The organism is Rathayibacter festucae DSM 15932, from assembly GCF_004011135.1.
In the GTDB taxonomy this organism is placed as follows: Bacteria; Actinomycetota; Actinomycetes; order Actinomycetales; family Microbacteriaceae; genus Rathayibacter; species Rathayibacter festucae.
Genome location: NZ_CP028137.1, coordinates 3,973,431 through 3,985,973, shown reverse-complemented (window position 1 = coordinate 3,985,973; position 12,543 = coordinate 3,973,431). Strand labels below are relative to the sequence as shown.

Sequence of the window (12,543 nt, the reverse complement as noted above, 5' to 3'; positions counted from 1 at the left end):
GGGCTGTGGAGCGGAGAAGGGGAACGCTGGTCCGCGGCGAAGGGCGGGCGAGAGTGACGATCAGAGCGGATCCGACGGCGCCGCTGCTCGACGTCCGCGAGGTCTCGCGCCGATTCGGCACCGGGCCGGACGCGCCCTGGGCCGTCCGCGACGTGAGCCTCCGGGTCGAGGCCGGCGAGGTCGTCGCGCTCCTCGGCCCCAACGGCACCGGCAAGACGACGCTCGCGCGGATGATCGCGACGCTGCTGACCCCGACGAGCGGCGTGATCCGGGTCGCCGGGATCGACGCCGTCGCGAGGCCGGACGAGGCGCGGCGCCGGCTCGCCCTCGTGCTCGGCGGTGAGCGCGGCTTCTTCCTGCGCGCGACCGCGCTCGAGAACCTCCGGTACTTCGCCTCCCTCGCGGGCGTGCCGCGTCGGCGGACGGACGGCCGCATCCTCGAGGTGCTCGACGCGGTCGACCTCACCGCCCGGCGGAACGACCGCGTCGAGGAGTTCTCCCGCGGGATGCGCCAGCGGCTGCACCTCGCCCGCGGGCTGCTGGCGGAGCCGCCGCTGCTGCTGCTCGACGAGCCGACGGTCGGGCTGGATCCGGAGGCGGCGCTCGCGCTCCGTGCGCTGATCCGCGAGCTGCGCCGGGACGGGCGGGGCGTCCTCCTGACCACCCACCACCTGCACGAGGCGGAGGAGCTGTCGGACCGGAGCCTCGTCCTCCTCGACGGCCGGATCCGCGCGGCGGGGCGACCGCGGGACATCGCCGCGGCGGGCGGGCTCGGCGAGGTGACGACCCTCGCCGCTCCAGCGCTCACCGTGGAGCTCGCGAACCGGATCACCGCGCTCGACGGTGTCCGCTCGGTCCGCTCCGACAGCATCGCCGGCCGACCCGTCGTGGTCGTCGGCTGGGACTCCTGCCGGCCCGACCTTCGCGCGCTGGCCGCCGTCGTCGCCGACCTCCCGACCGGGACCTGGACCACCCGGCCGGCGACCCTCGAGGAGGGCTACCTCGCCCTCGTCGACCGGTGCCGAGGAGGGCGGGAGTGATGACGGGGCTGGGCGGGGTGCTGCGCGAGGGCGCCTTCCACCTGCGGCTGCTGCTCCGCAACGCCTACTTCGTCCAGGCCGCGCTGATCGCGCCGGTCGTCTTCGTCGTCCTGCGCATCCAGGCCGGGCGGGTCGGACCGGCGCTGGGGGTCGACGGCGCCGTCGTCGGCGTGTGGACGGTGACCGCGGCGGCGGTCGGGATCCTCGGCTACCAGCGATCGCAGGGGACGCTGGAGCAGATCGCGCTGACCTCTCGGCCGCTCGGCAGTGCGCTCGCGCCGATCCCGCTCGCCTGCGTCGGCGCCGGGGTGCTGTCGATCCCGGCCGCGATCGTGGGCTCCTGGGTTCTCGGCAGCGAGTTCGCGCCGCACTCCCCCGCGCTCGTCGCCCTCGGTCTGGTCCTGCTCTTCGCCGCGTGCGGCACAACGGCGCTCCTGCTGTCCGGGCTGTTCGTGCTGACGCCGCACGCGACCGTCTACGAGCCGGTCCTCGTCGCTCCCGTCCTCCTCCTCTCCGGCGCCGTGATCGACCGCGCGCAGCTGCCGGTGCCGCTGCAGCTGCTCGGGGTCGTCGATCCGCTGACGGGGGCGGTAGAGGTCCTGCACGAGGGCGTCTCGGGCGACGCGTACGGCGGCGCGGTCGCGCTCTGGTGCGCGCAGGGGCTGATCGCGTCGCTGTTCTCCTTGCTGCTCGCCCGCCTGATTCTGCGGACGGCCGTCCGACGGGCGCGGCTCGCCGGGACGCTGGCGGTGTCGTGAGCGGGCCGGTGGTGGCCTCGGTCGTGGTGGCGCTGCGGTCGTTCGACGCCACGCGGACGCGGCGGACGCTCCTGGTCGCGGTCGTGCTCGGGCCGGTGCTGCAGGTGCTGTACTTCGCGGCGGTCGCGGCGCCGTCGCTGGTCGTCGGCGCGGGTGCGAGTCTCCTGCTCGCCGTCCTGACCGCCGTCGACGCCGTGACCGTGTCGCTCACCCGGATGCGGCACGACGCGGTGCTCGGGAGCGTCCTCCTCAGCGCCCGGCCGGCGGTCCTGCTCTGGAGCGGGGTCGCGCTCGCGGCGGCGGGCGTCGGTTCCGCCGCGGGTCTCGTCTCCCTGGTCTGGGCCCTCCTGCTGTTCGGTCAGGGCGTCCCGGGGCAGGTCGCCGCCGGCGCGATCGCGCTCACGGGCTGCGCCGCCCTCGCCGGCAGCGGCTGCGGGTTCGCCGCCGGGGTGCTCGGCCTGCGCTCGCGCGACGGGCTGGCGTGGGTCGGGCCGTTCACGGCGGTCCTGACCGTCCTCGGCGGAGTCGTGGCGCCGGTGGCCGAGCTGCCGCCGGTCGTCGAGGCCGTCGCCCGGGTGCTGCCGCTGGGGTACGCCACCGACGCCCTGCGGACGCTCCTCGGCGAGGGGTGGACCGGCGCGCTCGCGGTGCAGAGCGGCGCCGTCGTCGTGCTCGGCGCCGCGTGGTTCGGGCTGGGGCTGCTCGGCTGGGCCCTCGCCCGCCGGACGCTGCGGCGGACGGGCGGCACGGATCTGCTGTGAGGACCGCGCGCGACGCATAGCAGGGCCGCGCGGATCCGGGCAGGGGGCTGCCGTCCCGCCGCGCCCCTGATGGGATGGCGTCATGTCCGACTCCGCTGCTCGCCCGTCCCAGGACGACGACCTCCGCTCCATCGTCTACGCGAGCCACACCGCCGCCGGCCTCGAGGAGGCGGATCTGCCCGCGCTGCTCGAGCAGTGCCGCGCGAACAATGAGCGCCTCGGCCTGACCGGCATCCTGCTGTTCCGCGACGGGCGGTTCCTGCAGCTGCTCGAGGGGCCGGCCGCGACGCTGCGCGAGCGGATGGCGATCATCGCCGACGACCCCCGGCACGCCGGGCTGCGCGTGCTGCTCGAGGAGGCGCCGGCGCAGCGGCTGTTCCCCTCCTGGACGATGGCCTACGAGGCGATCACCGACTCGATGACGACCGAGCTGCCGGGCTACCGCAGCACCTTCGAGGACATCGACACAGACGTCGACGCGAGCGCGACCCTGCCGGCCCTGCGCGAGCTGATCCGCTGGTTCCAGGTGCGCCACTGACGCCGAGCCCTGCAGGGCGCTCGCTACAGTGACGGCGTGAACGAGGACGACGGGCGGGACGACGGGCGGGACGACGGGCGGGACGACGACGGCGAGCGCGAGGTCGCGGCCGAGTACCTGCGGGCCGAGCTGCGGCCCCGGACGCTGACCTGGCTCCGGATGACGATCGACGCCCTGCTCGGCGGCGGCGTGATGACGACGCACGACCTCGTGATCACCCGCCTCGACACCGGCGCCGAGGTCATCCGCACCCCCGCCGACATCGGCGACCCCTACGTCCTGCTCGGTCAGATCGAGCTGGAGCTCGAGACGAAGACCACCGCCGAGTTCCTCGAGGAGTGGCGGCGGGAGTAGCGGCGGGAGCAGCGCTCTCCTCCACAGATCCGATCTCGCGGAGTTGTCCGAGGGTCCCGCTCGACGGCCGCTCGCGTGTCGGTGGTCCCTGCTTGAATACGCGTATGGATGACCACAGCGACCCGGGAGCGGCAGGGCAGCCGAGCGCGCTCGCCGCCGTCGACGCCCTGACCGACGTCGCCGCGGAGATCGGACGCACCTCCGCGCAGCTGCTCCTCACCCGCGCGCAGACCCTGCACCTCGCCTACCGCGCGGCCGTCACCGTCCCCGACGCGTTCGCCCGTGCGAAGTCACTCTCCCGCAGCGAGGCGCGCACCCTCGTCGAGCGCTCCATCCGAGCCGAGTTCGCGGCGAAGCTCCGCCTGTCCGAGCGGGCGACCGAGACGGTCCTCGAGCACGCCCGGCTCCTCGTCGAGGACCTCCCCTGCACCCGCGCGCTACTCGCGGAGGGCCGGCTGCTCTGGGACTCGAGCGAGATCGTCTGCGCGACCGCCGCGACCCTGCCTCCCGGCTCCCGCGCCCGGTTCGACGAGCGCGCCGCCGAGGTCGCCCCGGAGGTCACGCCCACGCAGCTGAGGCGGATCGTCGCCCGCCTGCGCGACGAGATGCACGAGGAGCCGCTCACCCAGCGGCACGTCCGCGCGAGGCAGGACCGCGCCGTCTGGGTCTCGCCGGAGATCGACGGCATGGCCACGCTCTGCGCCCTGCTCCCCGCGCCCGATGCGATGGGCATCGCCGAGCGCGTCGACCGCATCGCCCGCAGTCTCCGCGACGATGGCGACGAGCGCACGCTGGCGCAGCTGAAGGCCGACGTGCTCACGGATCTGCTGCGCGACGGCGACATCGCCGGCACCACCCCCGCAGGCGACGGACCTCAGCTGTCCCCGTCGTACGTCCCCGGGATCCGCGCCGAGGTGCGCCTCACGCTCGCCGCATCCACCGCCGTCGGGCTCGACGACGCCCCCGCCGACCTCGACGGCTACGGCCTCATCCCCGCCGACCTCGCCCGCGCCCTGGTCGCCACCGGCGCCTCCTTCACCCGAGTCCTCACCGACCCCGATACCCGCGCGGTCGTCTCCGTCGGCCGCACGCACCGGGTCCCGCCGCCGCAGATGCGCCTGCACCTGCAGCTGCGCGACCAGACCTGCCGCTTCCCCGGCTGCACCCGCACCGCCTCGAGAGCAGAGGCCGACCACACGCTCGAGTGGCGCAACGGCGGAAAAACGTCGCTGGAGAACCTCGTCTGCCTCTGCACGTCCCACCACCACGTCCGCCACGGCGACCGCTGGACGTACCTCCCCCGCCCGGACGGCAGCATCGTCTGGACCACCCCCACCGGCCGCCGCATCACGATCCGCCCACCCGCGCTCGCCGGCGCCCCGCCGGGCCCCCGCTTCAGAGACGCACCGCCCCCGTTCTGACGGACGCCGGTCTGCACCCGCGCCGCCCCATGCTGATCGAGTAGCCCTCGCAGAGGGCGTATCGAGATCCACCGTCACCCGGCGGGTGGGTCTCGATACGCGCTGCGCGCTACTCGACCAGCATGAAGCGCGCGCGCCTGCCTGCGAAATACAGCGCACCCGCGCCGAATCATGCTGATCGAGTAGCCCTCGCAGAGGGCGTATCGAGATCCACCATCGTCCGGCGGGTGGGTCTCGATACGCGCTCCGCGCTACTCGACCAGCATGGGCCGCGTTGCGCGCTACTTGACCAGCATGTTCGCGTCAGTTGCAGGTGCGGGCCGCGTACGGGGCCTGCAGGGTGGCGCCGCCGGCCGTCGCGGTCAGCGTGCCCGCGGCGACGGACGTGGCGCGCGTCGTGAAGGCGTGCGTCGCGTTCGCGCCGGGAGCCGCGGTCAGCATGGGCGACGTGCCCCAGGCCGAGCGGATCACGACGGTGAGCGGCGCGGTGCCTGTGTTCTTCACGACTCCGGTCACGACGACCTTGCCGGCCACGCAGCGGGTCGACGCGGTGAGCGTCGCCGTGGACGCCGCCACGACCACCGTCGCGGTCACCCGCACGGCCGTCGAGCTCGAGAGCACGCGGTTCGGCGCGTTGTACGCGGTCGATCCGCCCGCTCCGACCCACTGGTTGTCGTTCGCGCCGATGGTGCGCACGACTCCGGTGACCGGGTAGCGGCCGGGAGCGGTGCCGACGGAGGACGTGTCCCAGGTCACCGGCTGCGAGGCGGTGCCGCGGCTGTAGGCGAGGACGACGTCGGTGCGGGCGGGCAGCGCGGCGACGGAGCCCACCTCACCCAGGTCGGAGCGCACGGCGGTCGCGGCGTCGGCCGCGCGGACCTCGGCGTACTGACCGGCGGTGAGCGACACGATGCCGCCGTGCTTGGTCGACGGCGCCAGCGAGAAGCCGGGGTCGTTGAGCTGGGTCCAGCCGGCGTCGAGGTCGGTGGTCACCATCGGCCGGTAGCCGGTCGAGGGGATCACGTCGACGTAGAGGTACCAGCGGTCGGCGTCATGATCTTTGAAGACCGCGGGCCCCTCGACTCCCCCGGCGTTGCCGCCGGCCCAGACGGCGCCGATGCGGTCCTGCAGCTGCGTCCACGCGGTGGACGGGAGCCACCACTGCTTCGCGGTCGTCGACTCCATGTAGATGCCGCGGCCGGTGCCGTTGTCCTTCGAGATGCGGTAGGTCGTGCCGCCGTCCTGGATCATCGTCGTGTCGATGACGTCGGCGCCGGTGTCGATGAAGGTGCCGCCGTAGGAGTACGTGCCCTGGGTGAAGTCGGTGGTCGCACCCCAGAGCACCCGCGACGCCCCGGTGCCGGGCGTGTGCGCGGCGTTCGGGTACACGGTCGAGGACCAGTAGACGACGAACGCACCCTTGCCCGCTCCGTTGTAGTCGGCGACCCAGGTGGCCTCGGGCGCCCACATCATGCCGGCCTCGAGCTGCTTCGTGCCGGCCGCGTCGAGTGCGACGTCGAACTGGCGCAGGTCGCTCCAGGAGACGAGGTCGCTCGACTCCCAGACGTTCATCTTCGTGCTGCCCTGCGTGGTCCAGTAGCACCAGGTGGTGCACGAGCCCGAGCCCTGGTCGCCGCCGAAGACGCGGAGGTCGGTGGCGATGATGTAGTACTTCTTCGTCTCGGGGTTGTAGGTGAGGTACGGGTCGCGGACGCCGGTCGTGCCGAGGTCGGACGCGAGGATCGGCTTGCCGCCGTTCAGCGGGTCCCACTTCTCCGGGTCGTCGCCGCGGGAGACGTCGAGGTAGATCTTCTCGGCGTAGCCCTGCGCGTCCTCGACGAAGTGCACCATCAGGTAGCCGTAGGGGGTGTCGACGCCGACCTGCGGCTCGACGGTGACGGCGACGGCACGGGACTGCGCGACGCCGCGGATCGACGCGGTCGCGGTCAGCGACGATGTGCGGGCGGCCTGGCCCGCGGCGGGGCGGTCGGCGGCGAGCGTGCGGCCGTCGGCGGAGACGCGCAGGGTGGGGTCGTTCGAGGCCCAGGTCACGGTGCCACCGTAGTCGGGCAGGTTCGTGGTCGAGTCGTCGATGGTCAGCGCAGTGACGCCGTCGAGGACGGCCGCGGTCAGCGGCGCGAAGGACGAGGCGTGCAGCTTCGCGTCGACACTCGACACGGCCGCGACCTCCTCGCCGGTGAGGGCGCGGTCGTAGACGCGGAACGTCGACACCTCCCCCTTGTAGAAGGGGTCGGGGTAGGGCGCGCGGCCGATGGCGTTCAGCGACTGGTCCGCCACCGAGGCGGGCCGCAGCGCGGTGGGCGCGGAGGCGACGCGGGTGCCGTCGACGTAGAACGAGATCGTGCCGGCGGCGCCGTCGATCACCGAGCTGAGGCTGTACCAGCGGTCGGCCGCAATGCCGGACGCGCTGCGGGCGTTGTTCTCGCCGCCACCGCCGGTGGTCGTGATCGCGGTGCGCACCCTGTCGCGCACGGAGGCGAACCAGTACTGCGAGGTGCTGTCGCTGCCGATGTTCCAGAGGAAGTGGAAGGTCGAGAGCATCGAGGCGTCGGCGCGGGTCTCGATCGTGACCGTGGCGGACGTCTTGCCCGTGAGCAGGTCGTCGGGCAGCTCGACCCAGGGGGCCGCGCTGGTCTTCGCGCCGCCGGTGAGACGGAGTGACGTGCCGGTCCAGAGCGCGTCCGTCCCGTTCACGACGCGCGCGGCTCCCACGGCGCCGCCGGCGGAGTTGGGGACGGTCGCGCCGGTCGTCTGGCTGAAGCGGTAGTCGGCGAGGAGGCCGGCGGTGGGGACCGCGGCGTCGGCGGCCGTCGCGGTGGGGGCGACGAGGCCGGCGGCGAGCACCGCCCCGAGGCCGAGGGCGGCGAGGGCCGCGCGGAAGGGCGCACGGCGGGTGGGGGTGGGCATGGTGCTCCTTTGCACGGGGGGCGGGTGGTGGGCGGGTCTCGATACGCCCGCTGCGCGGGCTGCTCGACCAGCGAGAACGGGCGGGTGGGTCTCGATACGCCCGCTGCGCGGGCTACTCGACCAGCAAGAAAAGGGGGCACCTCATGCTGGTCGAGTAGCCGCGCAGCGGCGTATCGAGACCCGGCGTCAGCAGGTGATCGAGGGGTAGGCGGCCGACTGCGTGGCCGCGCGGCCCGCGTCGTCGACTCCCGCGCCCGTCACCGAGGCCGAGCCGGCGACCAGCGTCGGCTGCCGCACCGTGAAGCTCGCCGTGGCGTTCTTCCCGCCGGCGACCGCCGGGAAGGTCTTGGTGCCGGAGGCGGTCGTGACGGTGATGTCGGCGGGCAGGTCGTCCGTGTTCTTCACTGTCGTGGTGAGCACCGGCTTGCCCGCGACGCAGCGCACCGACGAGGTGGCGGCGAGCTGCAGCGCGACCGGCGCAGCCGGCGCACCGAGCGAGATGCGGAAGCGCTGGCAGTCGTTGTTCAGCACGCTCCACTGGCCGATCCGGGTGCCGTTCTGATCCGAGCAGTTCGACAGGTCGAGCGCCTTGCCGCTGTGCACGGCGCGGAGCTCGACGGTGCCGTCGTTGCCCGGGCGGAGCCGCCAGCTACTGCCGGTCACTCCGCACGCGCCCTGCGTGACGGTCGCGCCGTCGGCGGTGGAGCCTCCGGTGACCGCGAGGCACTTGGACGCGGCCGAGACGGGGTGCAGCTCGACGGCGCCGTCCGCGGCGGCCGTGAAGGTGACGCGCTGGCACGGCGAGCCGAGCCACTCCTGCTGCTGCAGCACCGCGCCGTCGGCGGTGGAGCAGTTCGGCAGGTCGAAGGCCTTGCCGGTGACGAGCGAGGTGACGGCGACCGCGCCGGCCGGGCGCAGCGCCCACTCCTGCGCGGCGGCGGCACTCGGCGTCGACTGGCGGATCGCTCCGGAGACCGCGTCGAGCGCCTTGCCGCTGGTGCGGTTCGTCAGCGTCGAGTAGCCGCCGGAACCCGGAGCCACCGTCCACTGCTGGCAGGAGGTCGTCAGCCACGCGGACTGCTGCAGCGACGCACCCGAGGCGGTCGAGCAGCCGACCGGGCCGAGCGACTTCCCACTGCTCGCGTTCACGACGCGGACGAAGCCGTCGCCGGTGCTGTCGAGCGTCCAGCTCGCGCGGGGTGTGGCGCAGGAGCCCTGCACGACGCCGGCGCCGTCGCCGCTCTGGGCGGAGGACACCGTGGCGCAGAGGCCGGTGCTGCGGCTGACCAGCTGCCAGGCCGCACCCTCGACGCGGGCCGTGATCGGTGCGTTCTCGCCGCTGGGCACGGGGATCCGGGCGGCGGTGCCGAGCGGCGTGCCGAAGTCGGGCTCGCCCTCGGCGGTCCAGTCCACGACGTGCGCGCGGGCCGAGCGCTGGCGGCTGCAGCCGTCGTTCGGGCCGGGGTTCGCGTGGTACAGGTTCCAGGTCTCGGTGCCGTCGGGCGAGTCGAAGAAGTCGTTGTGGCCGGTGCCGTACTCGCCGTTCGCCTTCGAGAAGACCGGGCCGTCGCTCTTGGTCCAGGAGGAGGCGAGCACGGGGTCGCCGGTCCCGTCGTACTCGAGCGTGCCGAGCTGGTAGTCCTCGGTGCCGCAGAAGCTCGCCGAGTAGACGATCCAGGTGCGGCCGTCCTTCTGCAGCGGGACCGGGCCCTCGTTGACCGGCATGCCGATGGTCTCCCACGGCTCGACCGGCTCGGACAGCACGTTCAGCGGGCCGACCGCGGTCCACGGGTCCGACATCCGGGCGATGTAGTTGCTCTGCAGCCCGTTGCCCGGCTGGAACGCCGACCAGGTCATGAAGAGCTCGCCGTTCAGCTGCAGGTAGGCGCCGTCGATGTTCCAGGAGTCGACCGGGACCGGCCGGCCCTTGTAGCTGTACGGGCCCATCGGGTCGTCGCCCGCGCTCTCGATCACCTGGAGGTGCTGGCCGTCGAAGTTCCCCGCGGTGCCCATCGTGTACATCAGGTACCAGCGCCAGCCGTTCGGGCCCTCGAGACGCTGCAGCTCGGGCGCCCACATGTTCGCGTTCCGGCCCGGGTTCGTGTCGGAGTAGACGGTGACCGGAGTGGCGGTGCCGAGCGCCGCGAGCGTCGGCGCCTTGCGCATCACCACGCGGTTGTCCCAGGTCGTGGCGACCAGGTAGTAGTTCCCGTCGTGGAACTCGATCGTCGGGTCGGCCGTGTCCGGCTCGAGCGGGTTCGTGAAGGTCGACTCGCCGATCGCGGCCGCGGGGCTCGCGGCGGCCAGCGGCAGCGCCACGATCGCCGCCAGCAGGATCAGGAGACCGGCGATCAGCCGGCGGCGCAGGCCCGGTGCGGGCGCGGTCAGGTGCATGGATGACTCCGTCGTCGATCGTGATGCGGGCGCCCCCGTCGGGCCGCGGGAGCGCGGCCCCGAGAGCCGGGGCGAGAGTTTGTTCACGGTAACAGCGGCAGTTGCGCAAGGTCAAACCCCTCTGAGCACCCCTTCCCCGGCTCTTTCCCACCATCGGGGCGAAACGTTTCGCTTCCGCCCTTGATCCCTCCCGCGCACCCCGCCTAGAGTCCGAGGCGAACGTTTCGTGCGATCGGAGATCCCCATGTCAGCGCAGACCCCCTCCTGGCGCGCCGGGCCGCTCGAGCTCGAGTTCGACCGCTCCCCCGACGCCCCCGTGAGCCTCGCGCGACTCGTCTCCGGCGAGCTCGAGATCCGCTTCGAGCACGCACTGCCGCTGGTCGGGATCCTCACCGCCGGCCGGGGCCACGTCACCTCCACCGACCGTCTCGTGCAGACCGCGATCGGCGACTCCCTCCGCTACGTCTCGCACGAGGCCGGGGCGACCGTCCTTCGGATCGTCTCGGCGAGCGCCGACGGCCTGCGCGCCACGACCACGATCGACGCGCTCGGCACGGCCCTCCGCGCGAGCGCGACCGTCGAGAACGCGGGCACCGGGCCGGTGCTGCTCACCGCCGTCACCAGCTGGGCGATGCCGCTCGGCACCCGGCTGGACGTCGGCGCCGCCGCCGACCCGGCCGCGGACTGGGAGCTGCTCGAGGGCCGCAGCGAGTGGCTGGGCGAGGGCCGCTGGGAGGCCCGCGAGCTGCGCGCACTCCTGCCCGACCTGCATCCGGAGCACACCGAGCAGCCCCCGCGCGAGTCGGTCGTCCGCACCGCGACCGGCACCTGGTCGACCGGCGGCGCACTCCCGCTCGCCGCGCTCCGCTCACAGCGGCAGGACGTCACCTGGCTCTGCGAGGTCGCGCACAACGGCCCGTGGCGCTGGGAGGCCGGCGAGCAGATCGGCGACGCCTACCTCGCCGCCTCCGGCCCCACGGACCGCGACCACCAGTGGTCCCTGCTCCTCGCGCCGGGCGAGTCCTTCACCTCGGTGCCGGCGCTCGTCGCCGTCGGCACCGACCTCGAGCACGCCGCCGCGGCCCTCACCCGGGCGAAGCGGTCGGCCCGGCGCGCCCACCCGGACGACCGCCGCCCCGCGCTGGTCTTCAACGACTACTTGAACACCCTCGGCGGCGACCCGACCACCGCGAAGCTCCTGCCGCTGATCGCCGCGGCGGCCGAGGTCGGCGCCGAGGTGTTCTGCGTCGACGCCGGCTGGTACGCCGAGACCGAGTCCTGGTGGGACACCGTCGGCGAGTGGACGCCGTCGACCCGGCGCTTCCCGGGCGGACTCGGCGAGGTCGTCGACGCGATCCGCGGCCACGGCATGGTGCCCGGGCTCTGGCTCGAGCCCGAGGTGATCGGCACCGGCAGCCCGCTCGCCCGGTCACTGCCAGAGGAGGCGTTCCTCTCCCGCTCGGGGATCCGGGTGGAGGAGAGCGGCCGCCACCACCTCGATCTGCGCCATCCTGCAGCCCGTGCGCACCTCGACGAGACCGTGGACCGGCTCGTCCGCGAGTTCGGCATCGGCTACGTCAAGCTCGACTACAACATCGATCCGGGCCCCGGCACCGACCGCGACGCGACGAGCGCCGGCGCCGGACTCCTCGAGCACTCCCGCGCGCACCTCGCCTGGATCGACGGCGTGCTCGACCGCCACCCGCAGCTGATCCTCGAGAACTGCGCCTCCGGAGCGATGCGCGCCGACTCCGCGATGCTCTCCCGGCTGCAGCTGCAGTCGACCTCCGACCAGGAGGATCCGCTGCTCACGCCGCCGATCGCCGCAGCGGCCCCGCTCTCGATGCTCCCCGAGCAGGCCGCGAACTGGGCCTGCCCGCAGCCGGAGATGAGCGACGAGGCGATCGCCTTCACGCTCGTGACAGGGCTCGCGGGCCGCTTCCACCTGACCGGGCACCTGGACCGGATGACGCCGGCCCAGCGCGCGCTCGTCGCCGAGGCGGTGCGCACGGCGGACGGACTCCGACCGGACCTGGTCGCCTCGGTGCCGCTCTGGCCGCTCGGCCTGCCCGGCTGGACCGACCGCTGGGTCGCCTCCGCCCTGCGCGCCCCCGATGCCGTCGCGCTCTCGCTCTGGGACCGCGGCGACGACGCCGGCGAGACGACCCTCGCGTTCCCGAGCCTGCTCGGCCGCGCGGTCGAGGTGCGGACGGCCTTCCCCGCGGGCCTGCCCGCCTGGGCCACCCGCTGGGACGCGGGGGCCGGGCTGCTCACCGTCCGCTCCACCGCCGGGGAGCCGGGCGCCCGCTCGTTCGCCCTCCGCGTCGCGGACTGACTCCCGAGAGAGCG

General features: G+C 73.8%; 9 protein-coding genes. 7 read left to right on the top strand and 2 right to left on the bottom strand.

Going from position 1 to position 12,543, the window contains the following annotated elements; all coding sequences use genetic code 11:
• Positions 1-53 precede the first annotated feature (53 nt).
• The 6 genes from C1I64_RS18160 to C1I64_RS18135 all read left to right on the top strand — a co-directional run bounded on the left by C1I64_RS18160 (position 54) and on the right by C1I64_RS18135 (position 4,872).
• Positions 54-1,040, top strand: a complete 987-nt coding sequence (locus C1I64_RS18160) for an ABC transporter ATP-binding protein (protein ID WP_208645162.1) — start codon at positions 54-56, stop codon at positions 1,038-1,040.
• A complete protein-coding gene (locus C1I64_RS18155) occupies positions 1,040-1,798 on the top strand; it encodes an ABC transporter permease (RefSeq protein WP_244209602.1) in 759 nt (252 codons plus the stop codon). The genes C1I64_RS18160 and C1I64_RS18155 overlap by 1 nt, the downstream gene beginning before the upstream one ends.
• Positions 1,795-2,559, top strand: coding sequence for an ABC transporter permease (locus C1I64_RS18150; protein ID WP_164874595.1), 765 nt, complete (start codon positions 1,795-1,797; stop codon positions 2,557-2,559). The genes C1I64_RS18155 and C1I64_RS18150 overlap by 4 nt, the downstream gene beginning before the upstream one ends.
• 82 nt (positions 2,560-2,641) lie before the next feature.
• Entirely contained in the window at positions 2,642-3,097 is a 456-nt protein-coding gene (locus tag C1I64_RS18145) for a BLUF domain-containing protein (RefSeq protein WP_123446522.1), read from the top strand.
• A 36-nt stretch (positions 3,098-3,133) separates the two neighbouring features.
• Positions 3,134-3,451 carry a hypothetical protein gene (locus tag C1I64_RS18140; protein WP_127888183.1) on the top strand — a complete coding sequence of 106 codons (318 nt, stop codon included), beginning with the start codon at positions 3,134-3,136 and terminating at the stop codon, positions 3,449-3,451.
• A gap of 104 nt (positions 3,452-3,555) precedes the next feature.
• Positions 3,556-4,872 (top strand): HNH endonuclease signature motif containing protein, encoded by a 1,317-nt coding sequence (locus C1I64_RS18135; RefSeq protein ID WP_127888182.1) that lies wholly within the window; start codon positions 3,556-3,558, stop codon positions 4,870-4,872.
• A 303-nt stretch (positions 4,873-5,175) separates the two neighbouring features.
• On the opposite strand, the gene C1I64_RS20245 is transcribed toward C1I64_RS18135, so the two are convergent.
• Together C1I64_RS20245 and C1I64_RS18115 are read right to left on the bottom strand one after the other, a co-directional pair.
• Positions 5,176-7,800 (bottom strand): LamG-like jellyroll fold domain-containing protein, encoded by a 2,625-nt coding sequence (locus tag C1I64_RS20245; protein ID WP_164874594.1) that lies wholly within the window; start codon positions 7,798-7,800, stop codon positions 5,176-5,178.
• Positions 7,801-7,986: 186 nt separating this feature from the next.
• Positions 7,987-10,194 (bottom strand): RICIN domain-containing protein, encoded by a 2,208-nt coding sequence (locus tag C1I64_RS18115; RefSeq protein WP_127888181.1) that lies wholly within the window; start codon positions 10,192-10,194, stop codon positions 7,987-7,989.
• A 244-nt stretch (positions 10,195-10,438) separates the two neighbouring features.
• Here C1I64_RS18115 and C1I64_RS18110 point away from each other — a divergent pair, with 244 nt between their 5' ends.
• Complete coding sequence (locus C1I64_RS18110; RefSeq protein WP_127888180.1) at positions 10,439-12,529, top strand: glycoside hydrolase family 36 protein; 2,091 nt, start codon at positions 10,439-10,441, stop codon at positions 12,527-12,529.
• Positions 12,530-12,543: the final 14 nt, after the last annotated feature.

What these genes read in the sequence shown, in the direction of transcription:
- C1I64_RS18155 (WP_244209602.1), top strand. Translation starts at nt 1,040, where the DNA reads ATGACGGGGCTGGGCGGGGTGCTGCGCGAGGGCGCCTTCCACCTGCGG.
- C1I64_RS18145 (WP_123446522.1), top strand. Translation starts at nt 2,642, where the DNA reads ATGTCCGACTCCGCTGCTCGCCCGTCCCAGGACGACGACCTCCGCTCC.
- C1I64_RS18135 (WP_127888182.1), top strand. Translation starts at nt 3,556, where the DNA reads ATGGATGACCACAGCGACCCGGGAGCGGCAGGGCAGCCGAGCGCGCTC.
- C1I64_RS20245 (WP_164874594.1), bottom strand. Translation starts at nt 7,800, where the DNA reads ATGCCCACCCCCACCCGCCGTGCGCCCTTCCGCGCGGCCCTCGCCGCC.
- C1I64_RS18115 (WP_127888181.1), bottom strand. Translation starts at nt 10,194, where the DNA reads ATGCACCTGACCGCGCCCGCACCGGGCCTGCGCCGCCGGCTGATCGCC.
- C1I64_RS18110 (WP_127888180.1), top strand. Translation starts at nt 10,439, where the DNA reads ATGTCAGCGCAGACCCCCTCCTGGCGCGCCGGGCCGCTCGAGCTCGAG.